This window comes from Nonomuraea sp. CA-218870, assembly GCF_050936535.1.
In the GTDB taxonomy this organism is placed as follows: domain Bacteria; phylum Actinomycetota; class Actinomycetes; order Streptosporangiales; family Streptosporangiaceae; genus Nonomuraea; species Nonomuraea corallina.
This window is the reverse complement of sequence record NZ_JBNJMN010000001.1, coordinates 5,983,586-6,000,812: the sequence shown is the minus strand read 5'-3', so window position 1 is coordinate 6,000,812 and position 17,227 is coordinate 5,983,586. Positions and strand designations below refer to the sequence as shown.

Annotated in this window: 25 protein-coding genes, 1 tRNA gene and 1 pseudogene; 7 read left to right on the top strand and 20 right to left on the bottom strand. The window is 70.5% G+C overall.

The window, feature by feature from the left end; translation table 11 throughout:
* Both ACQEUU_RS28635 and ACQEUU_RS28630 read left to right on the top strand, forming a co-directional pair.
* Nucleotides 1-364, top strand: a pseudogene (locus ACQEUU_RS28635) (hypothetical protein); the annotation flags it as partial.
* Nucleotides 365-480: 116 nt separating this feature from the next.
* Nucleotides 481-834: a hypothetical protein gene (locus ACQEUU_RS28630; protein ID WP_433071679.1), complete on the top strand. Its 354-nt coding sequence runs from the start codon at nt 481-483 to the stop codon at nt 832-834.
* Between the two features lie 305 nt (nt 835-1,139).
* Here the strand turns inward: ACQEUU_RS28630 and ACQEUU_RS28625 are convergent, their stop codons facing one another.
* The 4 genes from ACQEUU_RS28625 to ACQEUU_RS28610 form a co-directional block, all read right to left on the bottom strand.
* Nucleotides 1,140-1,544, bottom strand: a complete 405-nt coding sequence (locus ACQEUU_RS28625; RefSeq protein WP_433071677.1) for a helix-turn-helix domain-containing protein — start codon at nt 1,542-1,544, stop codon at nt 1,140-1,142.
* A gap of 64 nt (nt 1,545-1,608) precedes the next feature.
* On the bottom strand, nt 1,609-1,932 hold the full coding sequence (locus ACQEUU_RS28620; RefSeq protein WP_433071676.1) for a hypothetical protein: 324 nt from the start codon (nt 1,930-1,932) through the stop codon (nt 1,609-1,611).
* 209 nt (nt 1,933-2,141) lie between these two features.
* Complete coding sequence (locus ACQEUU_RS28615) at nt 2,142-2,663, bottom strand: class F sortase (protein ID WP_433071674.1); 522 nt, start codon at nt 2,661-2,663, stop codon at nt 2,142-2,144.
* A 170-nt stretch (nt 2,664-2,833) separates the two neighbouring features.
* Nucleotides 2,834-3,712: a hypothetical protein gene (locus ACQEUU_RS28610; RefSeq protein ID WP_433071672.1), complete on the bottom strand. Its 879-nt coding sequence runs from the start codon at nt 3,710-3,712 to the stop codon at nt 2,834-2,836.
* A 397-nt stretch (nt 3,713-4,109) separates the two neighbouring features.
* Here ACQEUU_RS28610 and ACQEUU_RS28605 point away from each other — a divergent pair.
* The 3 genes from ACQEUU_RS28605 (at nt 4,110) to ACQEUU_RS28595 (ending at nt 4,937) form a co-directional block, all read left to right on the top strand.
* A tRNA-Met gene (locus ACQEUU_RS28605) sits at nt 4,110-4,184 on the top strand.
* A gap of 242 nt (nt 4,185-4,426) precedes the next feature.
* Nucleotides 4,427-4,687: a DUF2283 domain-containing protein gene (locus tag ACQEUU_RS28600; RefSeq protein WP_433071671.1), complete on the top strand. Its 261-nt coding sequence runs from the start codon at nt 4,427-4,429 to the stop codon at nt 4,685-4,687.
* Between the two features lie 40 nt (nt 4,688-4,727).
* On the top strand, nt 4,728-4,937 hold the full coding sequence (locus ACQEUU_RS28595) for a hypothetical protein (protein WP_433071669.1): 210 nt from the start codon (nt 4,728-4,730) through the stop codon (nt 4,935-4,937).
* A 50-nt stretch (nt 4,938-4,987) separates the two neighbouring features.
* Here the strand turns inward: ACQEUU_RS28595 and ACQEUU_RS28590 are convergent, their stop codons facing one another.
* Nucleotides 4,988-5,236, bottom strand: coding sequence for a hypothetical protein (locus ACQEUU_RS28590; RefSeq protein WP_433071667.1), 249 nt, complete (start codon nt 5,234-5,236; stop codon nt 4,988-4,990).
* 146 nt (nt 5,237-5,382) lie between these two features.
* Between ACQEUU_RS28590 and ACQEUU_RS28585 the strand changes: the two genes are divergently transcribed.
* The gene (locus ACQEUU_RS28585) at nt 5,383-5,607 is read left to right on the top strand and encodes a hypothetical protein (RefSeq protein WP_433071665.1); all 225 of its coding nucleotides are present in this window, start codon (nt 5,383-5,385) and stop codon (nt 5,605-5,607) included.
* A gap of 21 nt (nt 5,608-5,628) precedes the next feature.
* Here the strand turns inward: ACQEUU_RS28585 and ACQEUU_RS28580 are convergent, their stop codons facing one another.
* The 13 genes from ACQEUU_RS28580 to ACQEUU_RS28520 all read right to left on the bottom strand — a co-directional run bounded on the left by ACQEUU_RS28580 (nt 5,629) and on the right by ACQEUU_RS28520 (nt 14,774).
* The gene (locus ACQEUU_RS28580; protein ID WP_433071663.1) at nt 5,629-6,402 is read right to left on the bottom strand and encodes a phosphoadenosine phosphosulfate reductase family protein; all 774 of its coding nucleotides are present in this window, start codon (nt 6,400-6,402) and stop codon (nt 5,629-5,631) included.
* The gene (locus ACQEUU_RS28575) at nt 6,392-7,327 is read right to left on the bottom strand and encodes a class I SAM-dependent methyltransferase (RefSeq protein WP_433071661.1); all 936 of its coding nucleotides are present in this window, start codon (nt 7,325-7,327) and stop codon (nt 6,392-6,394) included. Before ACQEUU_RS28575 ends, ACQEUU_RS28580 begins: the two co-directional genes overlap by 11 nt.
* Nucleotides 7,315-8,016, bottom strand: coding sequence for a hypothetical protein (locus ACQEUU_RS28570; protein ID WP_433071659.1), 702 nt, complete (start codon nt 8,014-8,016; stop codon nt 7,315-7,317). The genes ACQEUU_RS28575 and ACQEUU_RS28570 overlap by 13 nt, the downstream gene beginning before the upstream one ends.
* A complete protein-coding gene (locus tag ACQEUU_RS28565; RefSeq protein WP_433071657.1) occupies nt 8,016-8,936 on the bottom strand; it encodes a hypothetical protein in 921 nt (306 codons plus the stop codon). The genes ACQEUU_RS28570 and ACQEUU_RS28565 overlap by 1 nt, the downstream gene beginning before the upstream one ends.
* Nucleotides 8,936-9,166, bottom strand: a complete 231-nt coding sequence (locus ACQEUU_RS28560; RefSeq protein ID WP_433071656.1) for a hypothetical protein — start codon at nt 9,164-9,166, stop codon at nt 8,936-8,938. The genes ACQEUU_RS28565 and ACQEUU_RS28560 overlap by 1 nt, the downstream gene beginning before the upstream one ends.
* Before the next feature lie 4 nt (nt 9,167-9,170).
* A complete protein-coding gene (locus ACQEUU_RS28555; protein WP_433071654.1) occupies nt 9,171-10,064 on the bottom strand; it encodes a hypothetical protein in 894 nt (297 codons plus the stop codon).
* A complete protein-coding gene (locus ACQEUU_RS28550) occupies nt 10,061-10,459 on the bottom strand; it encodes a response regulator transcription factor (protein WP_433071652.1) in 399 nt (132 codons plus the stop codon). Before ACQEUU_RS28550 ends, ACQEUU_RS28555 begins: the two co-directional genes overlap by 4 nt.
* A complete protein-coding gene (locus tag ACQEUU_RS28545) occupies nt 10,456-11,067 on the bottom strand; it encodes a type I-E CRISPR-associated protein Cas6/Cse3/CasE (protein ID WP_433071650.1) in 612 nt (203 codons plus the stop codon). Before ACQEUU_RS28545 ends, ACQEUU_RS28550 begins: the two co-directional genes overlap by 4 nt.
* Before the next feature lie 205 nt (nt 11,068-11,272).
* Nucleotides 11,273-11,563 carry a hypothetical protein gene (locus ACQEUU_RS28540; protein ID WP_433071648.1) on the bottom strand — a complete coding sequence of 97 codons (291 nt, stop codon included), beginning with the start codon at nt 11,561-11,563 and terminating at the stop codon, nt 11,273-11,275.
* Between the two features lie 21 nt (nt 11,564-11,584).
* The gene (locus tag ACQEUU_RS28535) at nt 11,585-13,033 is read right to left on the bottom strand and encodes a hypothetical protein (RefSeq protein ID WP_433071646.1); all 1,449 of its coding nucleotides are present in this window, start codon (nt 13,031-13,033) and stop codon (nt 11,585-11,587) included.
* A gap of 3 nt (nt 13,034-13,036) precedes the next feature.
* The gene (locus tag ACQEUU_RS28530) at nt 13,037-13,906 is read right to left on the bottom strand and encodes a hypothetical protein (protein ID WP_433071644.1); all 870 of its coding nucleotides are present in this window, start codon (nt 13,904-13,906) and stop codon (nt 13,037-13,039) included.
* Nucleotides 13,907-13,926: 20 nt separating this feature from the next.
* A complete protein-coding gene (locus ACQEUU_RS28525) occupies nt 13,927-14,358 on the bottom strand; it encodes a hypothetical protein (protein WP_433071642.1) in 432 nt (143 codons plus the stop codon).
* An 11-nt stretch (nt 14,359-14,369) separates the two neighbouring features.
* Nucleotides 14,370-14,774: a hypothetical protein gene (locus tag ACQEUU_RS28520; RefSeq protein WP_433071640.1), complete on the bottom strand. Its 405-nt coding sequence runs from the start codon at nt 14,772-14,774 to the stop codon at nt 14,370-14,372.
* A 1,017-nt stretch (nt 14,775-15,791) separates the two neighbouring features.
* On the opposite strand from ACQEUU_RS28520, the gene ACQEUU_RS28515 reads away from it, so the two are divergent.
* Nucleotides 15,792-16,046, top strand: coding sequence for a hypothetical protein (locus tag ACQEUU_RS28515; protein WP_433071638.1), 255 nt, complete (start codon nt 15,792-15,794; stop codon nt 16,044-16,046).
* A gap of 336 nt (nt 16,047-16,382) precedes the next feature.
* On the opposite strand, the gene ACQEUU_RS28510 is transcribed toward ACQEUU_RS28515, so the two are convergent.
* Together ACQEUU_RS28510 and ACQEUU_RS28505 are read right to left on the bottom strand one after the other, a co-directional pair.
* Nucleotides 16,383-16,784 carry a hypothetical protein gene (locus ACQEUU_RS28510; protein WP_433071636.1) on the bottom strand — a complete coding sequence of 134 codons (402 nt, stop codon included), beginning with the start codon at nt 16,782-16,784 and terminating at the stop codon, nt 16,383-16,385.
* Nucleotides 16,781-17,227 carry a hypothetical protein gene (locus tag ACQEUU_RS28505; RefSeq protein WP_433071635.1) on the bottom strand — a complete coding sequence of 149 codons (447 nt, stop codon included), beginning with the start codon at nt 17,225-17,227 and terminating at the stop codon, nt 16,781-16,783. The genes ACQEUU_RS28510 and ACQEUU_RS28505 overlap by 4 nt, the downstream gene beginning before the upstream one ends.

Genomic DNA, 17,227 nt, shown 5'->3' with positions numbered 1-17,227 from the left:
GCTGCGCGCCTACCTGATGGGCAAGGGGCTCGGCGCGGCGGTGAAGGGCCACCGCGACTTCTACTCCACGTCGTGCCCGGGAGACCGCCTGTATCGGCTGGTCAGGGACGGCACTTTCGCCAAGCCCCCGAAGGGGTCCAAGACCACACCCATCAGCAGCGAGGAGGGCGACGTGTCCGCTCAGGACGTCATCCACGGCAAGCACATCGTGATGAACAAGGGCGAGGACGCCGAGAAAAAGGTCAGCCTCGCCGCGTTCCTTCAGGAGATCGAGACGGAGCAGGACCAGACGCAGGAGCGTCTGGACCGGATCGAGGCGAAGCTCGACAGCCTCCTGGTCAAGCTCGACGACGCGAGCAAGTAATCGGGATCGTTTCCGGCTCCTCCCGCAAGCGATCCCGACCTGCGGTTTTAAAGCATCCCCCTGCCCGGCTTGCATTCGCGGCCGGGCTTTTGAAGTCCCCTCGAAGGAGCACCCTCATGCAGTTCAAGATCTTCGGCCGCGAACCTGCGGCGATCTCGTACGGTATCCAGTCGCTTCTGGCGGTGGTCGTCGCGTTCGGTGTGATCACGGGCGAGGCTGCCGACTGGACCATGACCATCGTGAACGGCGGGCTGGCGCTGCTGGTCGCACTGACCACGAGACCCGTGGTCGTGGCTTCTATCACCGGTGCCGTGTCCACGATCCTGACCGGAATCGTGTCCTTCGGGCTTCCTGGCCTGACGTTCACCACCGTGCAGCAGGGCGTCATCATCGGCGCTCTGACCGCGTGGCTGGGACTCTGGCTCAGGCCGAACCAGTCGCCGAAGGAGACGGCGGTCACGAACGCCTGACCGCCCCTTGGACGCCCCACCTTCCCCGGGGCCACACGAGAGAGCCCGCCGTTCCCTTCGGGGCGGCGGGCTTTCTCGCATGCATCGAGCGCGGCCCGTGGTTACGCTAGGGGTGGCTGGTGACAAGAGGTACAGGGAACCTCTTCCCGTCCCTGCGGGATAGCCAGCCCATAGACCGGCCAGCGTGCTGGCCCGACTCTCCCGGCGTCCGCGCCAGGGAGACAAGCGGCTCCGTTGAGCCGCACACGACGGAGAGGCCCACCGTTCCCTTCGGGGAGCGGTGGGCCTCTTTCGCGTGTCTGGGGTTAGGTCTGATCGCTGTAGACGATGGACAGGCCAGGCACCTCTTGCGCGATGCGGGCGGCTACGGCGCGATGCCAGGACGGTGGCCACGGGCATTCGGGCGGGCAGTCGGCCTCGGTACGGGGGATCGCCATCGCCGCGTCCGGGGCGTCGTTCAGCAGTTCGATCGCGGCTGACACCTGCTGTGCGGCTGTCGCTTCGAGGTTCTCGATCGTGAGCCGCACTCCGTCCGGGATGGGGTACTTGCCCTGCTCCCAATGCCGCACGGTGCGCGGGGAGACGCCAAGGTGGTCGGCGAGCCAGTCCCCGGTCACGCCGAGGAATTCGCGGACAACCTTGAGTTCGGCGTCGGTCATCCGCTCGTCTTCGGGCATGCCGGGCGGGTCGATGTAGGCATGTTCGGTCATGGGCGAGCCCCTCTCAAGCGGAAGCCCCCGGGGCGCGGACCCGGGGGCGTGTCGAGTGCGGTGGTCAGGCAGTCTCGTGCTTGGCGGCGATCTCCCAGAAGTCGATCCCCTCCACGATGGCCTTGAAGTCGAGCCGGTCGTCCTCGTCGGTCGGGTAGCCGTCAAGGTTGACCTCGTCGCGGTAGTACGGGCCATAGAACTCGTCGCCGCTGAGGGAGATGCCCTCGGGGAGCGCCTCGTTGATGGCGGCGCGGTAGTCGGTGGCGATGGCGTCGGTGTCGTACTCGCTGGCGAACTCGCCGAGCGCCTCGACGACGGTCTGCTCGACAGTGAGGGAGTAAGCCTCGACGCGGTTGTTCCAGGTGCCGTAGGAGGTGGTGGTCGTCATGGCCGGTTCCTTCCGGTGTGGTCTGGGGCTGCTCCCCTGACCTGTTGAGAACAGCTTAACTGCCTAAAATAGGAAGTGCAAGAGGTAGGAGAGAAAGAGAGGAGCCCGCCCCTCCCATCGGGAGAGGCGGGCCCATCCGTGCTGTACGGACCTACGGCGGTGTCATCGTCCCCACGTCCTGCTCGGTGACGGGCAGCATGGCCACCTCCTCACACCTTGTCGGCGAAGATCGTGACGTTGTCCCGGTAGTGGCCCGTGGCCTTGTCGAACGAGCCTCCGCACGTGATCAACCGGAGGGCGGGGTAGTCCGGGTCGTTCCAGATCGCGTCATGGTCGAGCTTGTCCTTGTCGGTCTGAGTCTTGCCGACGACCTTGAACCGGTAGGTGCGGCCATCCTTATCCGTCACGAGGATCTGCGCGCCACGCTGAAGGCCCTTGAGGCGGTAGAACACGTCGGGCTCGGACTCGGAGTCCACGTGCCCGGCGATCACGGCTGCGCCGACCTCTCCGGGGCGCGGGAACGGGTCCTTGCCGGCGGGCACCTTCGGCGAGTACCAGCCCGCGAGGTTCTCGCCGCCGGGTGGCGTCTCCATGTCCTTGCCCTTCAGCCCGACCTTGATGATCGCGGCGTCCACGTCGATCGAGGGGATGCGGATCCGCTCCGGGTCGGCCACCTTGACGATCTTCGGGGGCTTGCTGGTGACGGTGCGACTCGCGGGAGGATCATCCACCACAAGGCGCGGCTGAGGCAGCTCAGGAGAGCCGGACGCGGCACACCCGGACGCGAGGGCTACAGACAGGGCTACGGCGGCGAGAAGACGCACAGGGGGCTCCAGGAGGACGAGGCTTTGAGGGCGGCTTTGGGGCTGCCGTTGCAGCAACGGCAGCCCCAAAGGGAGGGCTACTTCTTGGCAGTGCCGCCGAGACCGGTGTCGATGCGCACCGGCAGGTAGTCACGACGGATCACGATCGTCCGCTCGGTCTCCGTCTCGGTGACGGTCGGGACCGGGGTCGGCTCCTCCGTGGGCTCCTCGGTCGGGACCTCGGTGGGCGTCTCGGAAGGCGCGGGGGTCGGCTCGTCAGTCGCCGTGGGGGTGGGCGTCGGGGTCGCGGTGACGCACTCCGGCACCCGCACCAGGCCGCGGTGCCAGCGCGTCCAGTAGGCGCCGGTACGCGCGTCGGCGAGCACCTTCTCGGCGGCGGTCACGCTGTCGTTGGCCTTGACGAGCGCGGCCTGGGCCTTCAGGAAGGCGTCGATCAGCTCGATCTTGGCCTTGGCCTCGGCGTGGAACTGGGACTGCTCCGGGTCGGTGACGATCGCCTGAAGGCGCAGCAGTTCCTTGTCCCAGGAGCCCGCCCACTTGTCGGTCTTCGCCGGGAGAGCCTTCTCTCTGGTCTCGAACGCGGCCTTGGCGGTCGCCTGAGCACTCTTGGCCTCGGTGAGCGCCTTCTCGGCGGCGCGCACCGCCGCAGCCTTGGCCCGCCAGTCGTGCGACCTGGCCCACCACTGCACCGCCAGAGCGCCCGAGCCGTAGCGGGGGCGGAGGTCGCGCTGCACCTTCGACCGGCCCGGCACGGCGACAGGGCCGACAGGGCGGTTACCGACCACGCGGTAGTGGAACTGGGCATCCCACCGGGTGGGGTTGTTCAGCGACAGGGGAGCGCACCCGTCAGCGACCGAGACGCTCGGCTTCGGGACGGTGACGGCGTTGGCCGGCGCGGCGGAAAGGCCAACCGCCATGACGCCTGCGGCGAGGAAGGCCGCGATCCGATTGGGCATTTGAGGGTTCCTCTCGGGATGCCAGCTCTCGGGTGGAGCTGGTCGCCCCGGCGCGGCACTCCATTCCGTCCATCCGGGCGCAAGGGTGCCTACCGGTTTATCCATAGTGGCGCATTAGCGTGGCGGACTACTACAAGACGGATAAGAGAGGCGTAAGGGAGGTGTCGTCTTGTACCGTGGATTTCACCCTGGGGGGCGCAAGCTGGTTGGGGATGGCATGCCAGGACCCAGCGCCTGCGAGGAGAACCACCCGCGTACACCCGGACTGATCACCCGGGAGCGCGGAAAGGCTCGGATCAGGACCCCAGGCCGCATGGATCGGACCCCTGACGGGGCGGGTGGCAGCCCAGGCGCCTGGGCCTGTGAGGTTCGAGTCCTCACCCGGTCCCGAGAGCAAGCCTGCATAGCTCAGCCGGTGAGAGCACCGCCCTCATAAGGCGGAATGGCCCAGGTTCGACCCCTGGTGCAGGTACGGCCCCATGGTGTAACAGCAGCACACCCTGCCTGTAGCTGACTCGTCCTAGGCAACGAGCGACGCCACCGACCGGACGCGGGAGATGGTGAACAGGAGCCGCCCGAGGGTGGCGTCAGGGAGGAGCCGGTTTAAGTCCGGCGGGCTAACCCCGTACGGGGTCGAGTCGCCAGGCATGGCCGCTCGGCCCCTCTTCAACTGCCAGATTGGGAGTTGCTGGCAGCATCTGGGAGGTGGGAGCAATGCGATTCGACTACGACATGGACGCCGACGCCCTATACGTGACGATCACCCGTGAGCCTGTCGCCGCCACCCACCCAATCGAGGACCTGACCTCGGTGGACGTGGACGCGGAGGGAAGCCCGGTCGGCATTGAGGTGATCGCCCCCGTCCGGGCGTGGGCGATCGACAAGGTGCTAACTCGCTACCAAATCGCCGACGACGACCGAGACCTGCTGCTTGCCCACTACGGGAGCGGACGCTTCTCGGGCGCGGACTGTTAGGGCCACGCCAGACCGTCTGGCGGGCCTAGACGGGACCCGCATGTCCAGAACGGACAACACCATGCCGTCCCGGCTCCAGCGCGAGGACGGCAAGCCCTGGTCGCACGTCGGCGGCCACTGGACCGGCATGCGCTGGTACCGGAAGATGAGCGAGCGCGTCGCCCGGCAGAAGGTCAGGCTCGCCCTCCACGCCGGACATGAGCCGGAGCCGACACGGCACCGAGGCAACGCCCGCTGGATGACCTGGTGACAACGAGAAGCCCCGCCCTCCTCCGGGAGAGCGGGGCTGTTTCGTGCCGCCTAAGCGCGCTTCCACCGCCACGTCGTCCGCGTGTACTGGACGCACTTGTACCGCTTCTTCGTCACCTTGGCGTACCCGTACTTGCTGCGGGCCGCCTTCGGGCAGTACGCGCCCGGCGTGACGCAGCGCCAGACGTTGCCGTCCCTCTTGTACGTGCACGCCTGGGCGCTCGACTGGACGGACACCGCCGCAGGGGCGTGGACGGCAGCCTGAGCGGCGGCCGGATCGAGAGCGGACAGAGCAGCCACCGCGACAGCGGCAGCGACGAGACGAGGACGCATCCTGGACCCTTTCGTCGATGAGAAGACGCAGGTGAGACGACCGGGACGCGCCGGCGGTTGTCCGTGAACCCCGTTCTGTTGGCGCTCCAGGCAGCGGTCTAGGATCAGGCGGCATGGCCTACGACCTGCCCGAAGACCTGATCGCGCTGAAGCGCGCCTTCCTCGCCGCCGAAACCCGCCTCGCCAGCCTGAGCGAGACCGGCAGCAGGGAGGACTGGCAGGCCGCCTACCAGGAGTGCCAGCGGCTCGCCGTAGAGATCGACCGCCACCCGTACTGGGCGACCGTGGACAACCGCCACAGCGCGTGGATGGCGCTCCAGGCTGCGGCCAAGGCATAGACGTGAACGCCCGCGCGCCCATCAGGGCCACAGGTGACGGCGGGCAGCCCGAGCGGCAGCAATCACATCCCCGAAATAGGTGTCCTCCCAATGGACGCCGTCGCCGCCGTACACCGCAGACCGGGCCGGAGGCGCCGAGCAGAGCGGATGCACCCGCAGCCAGCGCCGATCGTAGGCCCCGCCCACTGCCATCGCGTACGCCGGATGCACCGGCAGACCCTCCCTGTACAGGTAGGCGAACACGTCCGTCGCCTCCCACCGGCCGATCGGCCGGCACGTCCCCTTCGTGACCAGTCCGCGATGGCCGACGCTGATCCGCCGCATCCGCGACTCCTCGGCCCGCACCCCGGACACGTACCTGCCGGTCAGCTCCTCCTTGAGCACGTCCTGATGGTCGGCGTGCGCATCCATGTGCCGCTCGGCGTAGCCCGGTTCGCCCCGCTTCGGGTTCCGCAGCTCCACCTCGATCTCCTCGTAGCGGGCCTGCGGGTGCACGGCGAGGAAGGCGTCCCGCACCTGCTCGCACTCGGGCATCTCGAAATGCTTCGACCGCACCCACACCAGGCGGGCGTCCGGCGCCACCTGCAACGCCAGATGGGCGCTGGTCACCGAATCCTTGCCCCACGACGTCGACACGTAGTAGTCGCCGCCGGCGGCGAACTCGGCGACCGCGTGGCGTGCCTGATCGGCGAGCCGGTCCAGGCGCGGGCTGCGCGACAGCACGTCGTCATAGTGTTCGAGTCGCGCCCACGTCTCACGGTCGGCGGCGGTCAGCCGCGGCGAGTCAATCAGCATGGTCTGCTCCTCGGATCGCCGCCGCGGCTTTGCGCCGGTCGCCCTTGACGAAGGTGAGGACGAGCTGGTGGCGGCGGGTGGTGGTGCGGGCCGCCTCCCACGCCGGGCGCATCGTCTTGCCCAGCAGGCCCGCGGGGGTGACCAGGACTTGCTCGTTGATCAGGTGGCAGCCTGCCTGCTCGAACGCGGCGACGGCGTGGGCGGGCAGCCCTCTCAGGTGGCCGCGATGGTCGCGCACGTCGGAGATCACCCACGTCGCCAGCCGGTCTTCCTTCAGCAGCCGCACCGCTGCGGCGATCATCTCCGCGTGGGCGGCGACGAAGCCGGGCCAGCGCATCGCCGACAGATCCCGAGGATCATCGGAGTAGCGTTCCCGGTTATGGTACGGGGGGCAGGACAGCAGGTAGTCGTAGCCGCCCGGCAGGCGCGGCAGCACCTCCCGGGCGTCTCCCTCCACCCACACGGTGCCGCCCTGCGACAGCGCCGACCGCTCCCATTCCAGGCCGCGCGCCCGGTTGGCGCGCACCTGCTCGGCGGACAGGTCGACGCCGGTGTAGTGCAGCCCGAGATGCCCGGCGACCAGGCCGCGGACCGGCCCGCCCGCGCACGGGTCGAGGACGTGCCCGCCCGGCGGACAAAACCACGTGTAGAGGGCCTCGGCCAGGTGCGGGTCGAAACGGGACACCCCGCCGGAGATCCTGCCGTGCCTGCCGGTGGCGATCATCCCGGCGGCGTGCGCCCTCGCAGCGGTGTCGTCCACGCCGAGCCCTCGCCACCACGCCACCCGCTCCCGCCAGCGGGACGTCGTGGCGTCCAGCACCGACCACGGCAGCGCGCCGTGCACGTCCATGGCCGGATACAGCGACAGGTCATTGGCGTGCCATCTGCCGTGCTCGTCTCGCGCCCCGTGCGCTACCCGCGGCATGGCATCTCCCTGCTCGGATGGTGGTACGGGGCGCGGATCGCCTTCGGGACGCCGTCCGGGTCCGGCCAGACGCGATCCCGCCACCGCGTGACAGCCTCCTCGTCGCGCACCACCTCCCAGCGGAGGACCCGCCCGTTGCCGTGCCGGGTCAGCCTGCCCAGCCCCCGCACCCGCCCCAGCAGCGCCGTCAGCGCCTCCACGTCGGCGAGCGCCCACCACGACACCTCACGGGCCAGCACCCCGGCATGGACGGCGTTACGGGCCTTCTGCGGCCCCGCCGACAGGTGCACCTTCCGGTCCGGGCTGAAGCGTGTCATCGCCTCCCCGTCCGGCTTGCGCCGCACCTCCACCACCGTGTGCTGCCCGTCGAAGACCGCAGCCGAGCACGCCCACCCCCACACCAGGCCGGGCGAGGCCAGCGCCAGCGGATGCACCCCGCCGGGGGCGGGAGCCGTCCACGTCGCCAGCGGAAGCGCGAAATCCGCCACGCTGTCGCGCCCCATCGGCGGCAGCGCATAATGCCCATGCTCGGCGACATGCTGCTGGTAGGCGCTCCACGACAGCGGCCCGTCCAAGTGCGGCGGGCAGGCGTCCAAGCCGATGACGGGCTCGGCGAGATGAGCGACGACACGGACCGGCTCCCACCTCGGGGAGCCGGTCGTGTCCGTGATCGGGACAGCGGCGAGCATCAGCCGACGACCTCGCTGAGCAGCGCCAGGATGGCGTCGCGCCGCCCCCGCAGGTGCGCCTCGTACGCCTCCCGCAGCGACGCGATGTCCACGCCGGCGAAGTCGGCTTCGACGGCGCACGTCCCGTACCCGGTGGAGCGCTTCCCGCCGAGGGCGAGGACGCGCCTGCCTGACACGACGGGCATGGCCTCGTCGACCGCCACGGCGAGAGCCGCCACATGGCCCGGCGTCGGACAGGACAGGGTGAGCCCTCCCCACAGCACCGCCCCCGGCTTGATCACCTGCAAGTCGTAGATCATCTGCGTGGTGGGGGGCGCCACCAGATCGCCGCCGAGCAGCTCGATGTAGCGGTCCACCGCCGAGCCGCGCACATCGTGCCGGGTGCCGAACGCCTCACCCCGCATCGCCCCGCCCGGCAGCACCGCGTGCGGATGGCCGGCCAGATGCCCCGGCAGCCGGAACGCGTTCTCCGCGCAGACCACGTGCACGTTGTCGACCCACAGCGTGCCCGCCGTGATGTCCGACCTCGCCGAATACCCCATCAGCGACAGGGCGGGAAGGTCCGAAGACACCCGCCGCGCCAGCGCCAGATCGACCTGACTGCCCGTCTCCGACAGGGCGCCGCCCGACCACAGCAGATCCACGACCGTCTTCGGCAGCGACTGCTCGGCCACGTCCAGGACGCGGGCCAGATGCCACGCCAGAGCCGACCGCAGCGTGTGCCGGAGGCTGTTACCGGACACGTACGGCACCGCCACCCGGCGGCCGTCCGGCTGCAGCACGTCCTGCGTGCGCAGCAGCTGGGTGTTGCCGGACGTCCCGGCGCCGTGCGAGATCGGGTCGAGCACAGTGAGCGTGAGCGGGATGTGCACATCCGGCAGGGCGTGCAGCCCTGCCAGGCCGGTGTCGGTGACGGTCATCAGAACGGAATCCTCTCGGTCGGGTCATCGTCTCCCGCAGGCGCGGGCTTGCGGGCCTTGCGGTCCATCCGGGCGACCGCCACCACGTACACGGCGTCACGCCGCATCAGCTCCGCCCACGCCCCGAACACCTCCGGGGCGGACAGGCTCCCGCCGAGCGCGACGATCTCCTCGCTGGTCTTCGCCAGCAGCGCCCCGTCGATCTCCAGCTTGGCCGCGGTCTTCGACACCGCCTCAGAAAAGGACGCCGTCGAGGTGCCCGTCTCCAGCGCGGTCCTGGCCCGCGTCCACACGTTCTTGCCGAGGTTCTGGGTGACGCCCGGCGTGTCCAGCAGCGCATTCACGAACCTGCTGCCCCAGCCCAGCAGCGTCTGCTGGTCCGGCAGCCCCGTACCTGTCGAGGTATTCACTCAGGTGCTCCTTGTTGATGAGGAAGGTGACGAGATGGATCAGCGCTCCGGCCCGGAACGGGGCGAGCGCGCCTGCGTGGTGCCGCCACACCGGCAGCGTGTCGGCGGTCAGACGGTGCACGGGCGGCGCGAGATGCTCGATCTCCTCGGCGGTGAACCCCGCCTCCCGCAGCCGCACCACATGGGCGAGGACGTGCCGGAACTCGGCGGGTGTCGCTGAGATGTCCAGGGCGTCCATCCGCACCCGCCAGCGGCCCGGCCCGTGGTTGACGTGCGCGTACGGCAGGACGTGCTTCTGGCCGGACTCGGCCACGCACACCAGCCAGTCGCCGGCGGGCGGGTCGGCGAGGGTGTCCACGACCGCCCGCATGTCCGCCCTTGACGTGAAATGCACGTGATCGGCGGCGAACGCCGCCTTCGGGTGCGAGGCGGGCAGCACCCGGTCCGTGCGGGTCAGGATGGTCCACATGCGCACCTGATCCATGCCCTTGCCGGTGCACGACCAGGCGCACGCCTCGCACACCCTTGCCGAGCGCGCCCGCAGATGGCCAGGGTCGACGAAGCTCTTGCCTTCCAGCCACTTCTTCGCCGGGGCGCTCTCCTCGACGTCGCGGGCGCACATGGCGCACACCCCCGGGGTGGCGGTGACGCCGAGCGTGGCACGGCGGGGACGCCCGGCCAGTTCCCACACCATGACCGGCGCGGTCGGGTAGCTCATATCGCCTGCTCCGTCCTCGTCGTCTGCAGGTAGCCGAGCCGGAACGCGGTCGCCACGATCTGCGCCCGGCTGCCGCGGCCCCGGCACCCCCACCGCTGGCCGACGTCCCGCAGCGTCGACTTCACCGTCTCCTCGGAGACGTGCAGCCGGGCGGCGATGTCGGCGTTCTCCAGCCCGTGCGACACCAGCTCGATCACTTCCAGCTCGCGGCGTGTGACCTTCGGGTGGGTGCGCAGCCAGTCGGCGACCTCCGCTGTGGCCCGGTCCAGCCTGGCCCTGGCCGCAGACAGCGCCTCCTGCATCTTCTTCGGGGCGCGCCCCTCACACGGAGGGCAGAAAAGCCGGTACGCGGCGATCGGCTTGGCCCCGCAGCCGGGACAGCAGCGACCGCTCACGACGCCTCCCGTACGACGAGAAGCCCGCACCCGTACCCTTTGGCCGGGCCGACCCCGGCCAGCAGCAGAGCGGAGAGCGCTTCAGGGTCGTCGACCGAAGCCCGCCCGGACCAGGCGTGCCACACGTGCGTCACCAGCGAGCCCTCCCGGCGGCCGACACGGCTTCCCAGCGGCTCGCCGGATATCTCAGAGACGGACAGCGCGCCGCCGAGCTTGCGCAGCAGCCAGCCGTCGCGTTCCCCCTCCGGCAGCGGAATCCTCCGGTGCGGGCCGACCCGCACACCGCCCTGGCGCTCTCTGGCCGGCGCCATCGTCGGGCAGGCCACGATCGAGAAGCGGACCCGCCGGCCGCGCTCCCACCACAGCCGGGCGGGCGAGGACCGGCAGGCGCTCGCGTACCGGCCAGGCACTTCTGCGGCGCGGCCCGCCTGGACGAGCAGCACGTCCCGGCGCGGCTGAGCCCACAGGACCCGTCCGCCGCGCGGGCCCTGCCCTGACACTGCGGTCATCACGCGCGCGTGCATGCGGTGGATGTCCCGGGATTCGGCGTGTGCGCCCGGGTGTGTCAGGTCGAGCCGGACGACGGACAGGATCGGTTCGCCTTGCATAGGCACCTCCCTGAGGGAGAAAGGGTTGTCCATAACGGAGTATGTCGGAAGATTCATTGGACGATCTGGACAAGTCAGTGAACGCCCCGGGCTTGCTGATGGCAGGCCGGGGCGTAGCGGAGCAGCCGCGGGATGAGCCCTCGTGGGAGCGGACGCTCCGGACACCCGCCCGACGTCAGGCCGGGCGAGCATCCGCAGAGCACGCCTACGGCAGACAGTCCGGGTAGCGGGAGTCCAGCGGGCACGCCTTCACCTGCTCCGGCGTGGCCAGCCGGGAGTACGACGGGGCGTCCTCGATCGGCAGGATCATTAGGCCCCTGTCGCCGCCGAGCCGGGCCATCACCACGCCGGGGATGTCGTTGGCCGACGCCTGCTGGTCGGTGTCGATGGACGTCTCTAACCCGGCCTGCGAATCTCCCGCTGGCTGGCCGCAGGCTGTGGCGGCAAGCAGTGCCGCCGCGCAGAAGACCGCGGAGGCGAGCGTCTTGGTGACCATGGTGCTTTCCCTTCGTTGAGATCAGTGAGGGTCGAGCGCGTACAGGTTGCGGCCCACACGGGCGGCGTCGCCCTCGTCGGCGAGCTGACTGAGGGCGTTGCGGACGGAGCCGAGCTTCACCTCCCGGCCACCGTCCTGGTTGACGACGTCGAGGACTTCCTCGGCGGTCAGAGAGTCGCCGGCCTGCGCCAGAGCGGTCACGACGCGGTCTTCCAGGCGGAGCTTGCGACCGCGGCGGACAGGGGCGTCTCCCGCACCCTCCGCGGACTGGCCTTGCTCGGCGTACTCCTCCTGCAGCGCCCGGCACAGTGCCGCCATGGCGTCCGGGTCATGCCGGGCCGCGTAAGCGTCGCCCGCGGCCTCCCATGAGGCTTCCTCAAGCCCTGCGGGCTCGTCGTCGCCGTACAGCTCCAGAATCTCGGGGTCGAGGCCGGGCAGCGGCTCGATCGACCCGATCCGGAAATGCCGCATCAGCGAGGTTGGGCGCGGTCCGGACAGCAGATAGGCCATGCCCTGTGTGTCGCAGACGTCATCGTCATCGTCGGCGTACAGGTCGAACTGGCTACGTAGCACCCGCGGCGTCAACGTCCTCGGGATCAGCTGCAACTGCTCGCCAGCCGGCAGCAGCCCGTCAGCGACGAGATGCCGCATCATGGACGAGCTCCAGCGCAGCAGCGTGACCTCGCCCTCCTTCAGCATGGCGCGCAGCGTGTCGGAGCCGCCGAGTTCTTCCAGGTGGGAAGCCTGGGCGTCGAGTTCGATGCCGATGCCGACGCTGCGGCCGGTCCGTCCAAGCTCCTTCACGAGGTAGGTCGCCTCGTCCCGGTATGGGGCGCCCCGTTCCAGTAGCCGGTTCGCTTCATCGATCCGCACTGACAGCAGCGGGTCCGGATTGTTGAGCAGGAACGCGTTGCGGCCCATCGCGCTGTAGCGCTGCTGCCGCTCGGCGGCGACCGAGACGCCGGAGCGCAGCATCAGGATGGCCGCCTCCTGCGAAGTGGCGCGCCAATCCACGTTGTTCTCGGCCTCCGGCGCGGACTGCCCGCCCTTCAAGTCGCCGTACCAGGAGGCAACGCGGTTGCGTTTCTCGCACGCCAGCTTGTACTGGACCTTTCGCGACTTACCGGCCCCGGTCGTGCCGAACACGAGGGCCCGCACCGCCGACCCGGTGCGTGGGTCGAACATCCGTTCACGGGCAGGACGCCCGTTGTGGTGGCGGCCGACGACGATCCGGCCGTGCCGGTCCATCATCATGTCGCTCAAGGAGGGCGGCGGCATGACCGCGAGCGGGTTGGACGGGTAGATGGTGACCATCGCCCGCCGGGATCCGTCCGTCTCGACCACCACGCGGGTCGGGTCGGCGATATCGAGGGCGGAGCACAGCGCGGCCAGGTCGTAGCGGATGACCTGGCCTTGCGGCACTTCTAGCATCAGCTCGACCACCTTGTCACGGGCAGCCAGGACGGGCACGGCTTACTCCTCCTCGGTGGTCATGGTGGGCGGGCGGCCGATTCGAACGCCGGTCAGTACAGCGCCGGGCATCGCCGCGGGGGCGATCCTGCGCGCCCACTCCGAGGCCGGATCGTGGTCCTCGGGCCGGCCGATCGTCAGCAGCCGATAGGAGGCGCCACGACCAGGTACAGGGGCGACGTCGATGAGGTCCTCGGGGACGTCCAGGAGCGCCGACAGGGCCTTCACCGACACGTCCGGTACGGGGTGGCCGGGTGCCGCCGACCGGATGACGACCCGCACCGAGGATGGGCCGGTCTGCTCCACGGAGTCCAGCACGGTCCCGGGTACCGCCCCGCCGTCGACGGCGACGTTCTGAGCCCACCAGCGGGTGGCGGGATGCTCGGATGCTGCCTCGCTGTCGAGGGCCGCTGCTGGTGCGGGGAGCCGTGGCGGGGGAGGGGCCAGCATGCGCCGGGCGAGCCGGGCCGGCCGTACCGCCCACACGCCCGCCGTCCACACGGTCAGCGCGGCGGCCTCACCCCAGTGGATGCCCGGCACCATCCGCTCGGCGAGCAGCAGCACGCCCAGGCTGACACCTGGCGCCAGGTAGAGCACGGTCGCGACCGCCTTCTGCTGCCCGTCCGGCTTCCACAGCCGCAGCGTGGCCAGCCCGCCCAGCGTGAGCGCAGCGTCCGCCAGCAGCGCGGCCCCGGTCAGGTCTCCGGAGAACAGGCCGGACGCCGCGGCGCACGCACCTGCCAGCGTGGCCACGCGGCCGACCGCGCTGCGCACCACATCGACGCGACGGCGCACCCTGATAAGGGCCTGCCACTGCGGGATCGTCACGTCGTCCACCGGCGCCAGGGGCGGCGGCTTCACGGACCGGGCCACGGCGAATCCCCTCCCTGCGGCTAGCGGTTGCTGAGGAACGACGCGTCCGGCATCGGCACCGGCATGGCGTGGATGGAGTCGGCGACCGGCCCGTAGTCGGCCCGGTGCGCATCGGACGCCTGCTCGAACATCACCGACAGGTCCTCGGTGGCGGCGGCCATCGCTTCCGCCTCGCCGAGCACGGACCGCATGACTGCGGCGGCCTGCCGGTGCTCGCCGATCGTGTCCCGGTCGACGTGCAGTGACGCCATCTGGTCGGCGAGCCGGTCCACCGAGGCCGAGCAGCCCTCGACATACCGGTAGGTGCCGCGCACCTGCTCCGACAGGCCACGCAGCTTGACACCAGCCATGGTGAGCTGGGCGATCACGATCGTGTAGCGGACGACGGTGTCGATGACACCCCCGCTGGTGGCGACCGCGCCGCCGGTGTGGTGGCGTTCAAGTTCGGACATGAGGAGTTCTCCTACTCGTTGTGGTAGTCGCGCTCGGCGGGCCGGGTGTGGCCCATGTCGCGGGTCACGTCCGCGGGCGGCTTGTAGATGGCTGCGGCGTTGCCGCCCGCGACCGAGATGGCCTCGGAGGCGGCGGGCAGCCGGTCGGCGATGGCTTGGGCGCGGGCTTTGACTGTGGCGGTCTTCTCCATGAGCCGCACCATCCAGCCGGCCAGCACGCCGGGCACCTTCAAATCGATGATCTTGGCGTGGACGGCTTCCAGCTTGGTGAGCAGCTGCTCGCAGCCGTCCACAGCTGCTCGCGCCTCGTCCACCCCGGCCAGGATCTCCTCGGCCATATCGGCGTCAGCTTCGATCACGTCATAGATGGTGAGATCAGCGTCCCGATGCTGGGTGGTCCGGACGGGCTTGCTCACGGGTCGTGCTCCGTTCGTCGGGTGCGCGGCTGGCTTGTGAGCCCGGGAGGCGGGCAGGGCCGCCCGTCCATGACGCGGTGCGCCTGTCAGGAACAGCGGTTCCGACTCCGGGCGGGGGCGGGCGGGCTCGTCGACGCGCTCGACGGTCACCCGCACGGTCCGGTTCGCGCCGGGCGGGGGGCGCATCCCCTCCCACCCGGGAGGCGGAGGGGGAGGTGTCGAGCGGGTCCACGACTCCCGGCCGCCGGTACCCCCGGTATGGGAGGAGCCCGCAGCTCCAGCCGCATGGGACGCCGCCCGGCGCCAGGCGCGCCGGCGCTTACGCCACGCGGTGCCGCTCTTCCACGTCCACCGGACGAACTGCCGAGACCTACGGAACCGGCGCTGCGTCCTGGGCTTACCGCCCTTGCTCCGCGTCTTACCGGCTCCGGGCGGCCTACGCTTCCACCGATTCCGCCCGCCGATGGCCTTATCGCCGCCAGGGCCGGGTCGCCGCTTGGGTGCCTTCCACGACAGCCGATCACGCGGGCTCTTGTCCTTGCGGTCCGCCTTGCTCTTCCGGCCAGCGCCGGGCCGGCCGGACGTCCAGCCCTTCGGCCGGTCGCCCTTCCGACGCTTCGGAGCCTTCCATCGCAGCTTGCCCCGACCCTTCGGGCTCTTCGGGGTCTTAGGAGCCAGCGTGCGCTTGTCGGCGCCGGGCCGCTTCGGCGGCATGCTGCCGTCACCGCCGCGGCGCCGCTTGAGGTCGTCCTTGCCGGGCGGGCGTCTGCGCCGCTTACTGCGGTCCCTCCACATCGCCTTGCCGTCGCGGCGCGCCTTGGGCGCCTTCCCCGGGCCGGGCTTGCGCAGCGACGTATCGCGCCCATCGGGCCGGTCCTTGCCGCCACGGCGGCGCCTGCTCCCGCCGCCGGAGTCATCGCCGTTCCGTCTCGACGACCCGGTGGAGCGCAGCGCGGACGACCCCCGCGACCCGGACGAGCCCGCATCAGACGCCTTCCGCCCGCCCACCGCCTTGCTTTGCGCCTTGTCCGCGTTCGCCCGCGCCTGATCGGCGAGCGCCTGACGCTGGCGGGCGCGATGCCACATGCCCTGCGCCGCGGCCACGCCGAGAGCGGTCACCAGCGCCACGGCGAGCGCGAGCGTGTCCCGCACGGTCGGGCGGTCAGGATCCTCCGGCTGGGGCGGCACGAAGGCGCCGTCCTCGTCGCCGCTCCCGTCATCACCCGACCCGCCTCCGGAGCCGCCACCAAGGGCAGGAGGCGGCGGCATTAGCAGAGCGGCGGGAGGGGTCATCGTCTCCACCCCCGGCAGCCCGGACATCGCGAACGCCGCCACCGTCTCCCGGTCAGACGCGGCCTCGGCTGGCGCCGCCATCCGCACCTCCGGACGGGGATCGCCTGGCAGCGGCGGAAGCGGCACCGGGCCGCCGTCCGAGCGGGGCCGGAAACTCACCACGTTGTGGTCATCGGCCATGACGGACCCCGCTTGTTGCATCAACGGAGAGTGATCGATACCCTCGCGCGCACGCGTCCGCGCGCGTCCGCGTCCGCGCGTCCGCATAATGCGCGCGCGAGACCCACACCCGGCACATGAACATGAACATGGAGATCACGCTCCGTAACGCTGGCAGTAGTTGGAGAGCGTCAACGCCAAGTCATTCCAAGCCGCGTCACCCTGGCCGCCCGCCACCGACCGGGCCCTGTCCCACCACGCCAACGCGACCGCCCTCATCGGCGCGCCGTCCAGCGCGGCGAGCCGCTCCTCCCAATGCCGTCGCTGGTTCTCCGCACGCCGAGTCCCGTCCGCCGCGAACCGGGCACAGAACGTCTCCAGAACCGTCACCAGGTCCGACCATGCGCTGTGATCGCCGCTCCGGGCCCTCCCCGCAGCGATGGCCCTCGCCTGATCCGACCAGGCGAGGGCGACACCCTTAGCGCCGAGAGCGGCGTTCTGCGCCTGCCGCGCCTCCCAATGCCGGCGACGGTTACCGGCAGCCATCGGCTGGTTCATGCCGACCTCCGCCCGCCGCGCTGGATCATGTCGAGAAAGGAAGACTCCTCAGCCGCACGAGCGGCCGGCCGCGGCGACGGAGCGGGCTCCTGCCCGCCGTCCAGCGCCCTCTGCTCGCGCCTGCGCGCCTCGGCCTGGCGACGATCCGGGATCTCGTGCCGGTGGCGGCGGTAACGTGCCTCCAGCCGGAACGTCAGCGCCGCCGCCGCCTCCAGATGCTGCTGAATCTCCGCGAACGGGGCAGTGACCTTGTGGTGGCGCCACCACGCCTCAAACGTGCTGTACTCGGCCGGCGGGTTCTCCCTCCACATCGCCTCGGCATCACGCCTGATGCGGGCCACATAGTCGGCGTACTCCGACATAGCCCGCCGCAGCTGGGCGGCGAACGCTTCCACCATCTCCGGCCGGTCCAGCATGTCGCCGGACCACTCGCTAGAACCCAT

Bases quoted from the DNA above. Each gene is read 5' to 3' on its own strand.
- ACQEUU_RS28630 (WP_433071679.1), top strand. From the start codon at position 481: ATGCAGTTCAAGATCTTCGGCCGCGAACCTGCGGCGATCTCGTACGGT.
- ACQEUU_RS28625 (WP_433071677.1), bottom strand. From the start codon at position 1,544: ATGACCGAACATGCCTACATCGACCCGCCCGGCATGCCCGAAGACGAG.
- ACQEUU_RS28620 (WP_433071676.1), bottom strand. From the start codon at position 1,932: ATGACGACCACCACCTCCTACGGCACCTGGAACAACCGCGTCGAGGCT.
- ACQEUU_RS28610 (WP_433071672.1), bottom strand. From the start codon at position 3,712: ATGCCCAATCGGATCGCGGCCTTCCTCGCCGCAGGCGTCATGGCGGTT.
- ACQEUU_RS28600 (WP_433071671.1), top strand. From the start codon at position 4,427: ATGCGATTCGACTACGACATGGACGCCGACGCCCTATACGTGACGATC.
- ACQEUU_RS28595 (WP_433071669.1), top strand. From the start codon at position 4,728: ATGTCCAGAACGGACAACACCATGCCGTCCCGGCTCCAGCGCGAGGAC.
- ACQEUU_RS28585 (WP_433071665.1), top strand. From the start codon at position 5,383: ATGGCCTACGACCTGCCCGAAGACCTGATCGCGCTGAAGCGCGCCTTC.
- ACQEUU_RS28580 (WP_433071663.1), bottom strand. From the start codon at position 6,402: ATGCTGATTGACTCGCCGCGGCTGACCGCCGCCGACCGTGAGACGTGG.
- ACQEUU_RS28575 (WP_433071661.1), bottom strand. From the start codon at position 7,327: ATGCCGCGGGTAGCGCACGGGGCGCGAGACGAGCACGGCAGATGGCAC.
- ACQEUU_RS28570 (WP_433071659.1), bottom strand. From the start codon at position 8,016: ATGCTCGCCGCTGTCCCGATCACGGACACGACCGGCTCCCCGAGGTGG.
- ACQEUU_RS28565 (WP_433071657.1), bottom strand. From the start codon at position 8,936: ATGACCGTCACCGACACCGGCCTGGCAGGGCTGCACGCCCTGCCGGAT.
- ACQEUU_RS28555 (WP_433071654.1), bottom strand. From the start codon at position 10,064: ATGAGCTACCCGACCGCGCCGGTCATGGTGTGGGAACTGGCCGGGCGT.
- ACQEUU_RS28545 (WP_433071650.1), bottom strand. From the start codon at position 11,067: ATGCAAGGCGAACCGATCCTGTCCGTCGTCCGGCTCGACCTGACACAC.
- ACQEUU_RS28540 (WP_433071648.1), bottom strand. From the start codon at position 11,563: ATGGTCACCAAGACGCTCGCCTCCGCGGTCTTCTGCGCGGCGGCACTG.
- ACQEUU_RS28525 (WP_433071642.1), bottom strand. From the start codon at position 14,358: ATGTCCGAACTTGAACGCCACCACACCGGCGGCGCGGTCGCCACCAGC.
- ACQEUU_RS28510 (WP_433071636.1), bottom strand. From the start codon at position 16,784: ATGAACCAGCCGATGGCTGCCGGTAACCGTCGCCGGCATTGGGAGGCG.
- ACQEUU_RS28505 (WP_433071635.1), bottom strand. From the start codon at position 17,227: ATGGGTTCTAGCGAGTGGTCCGGCGACATGCTGGACCGGCCGGAGATG.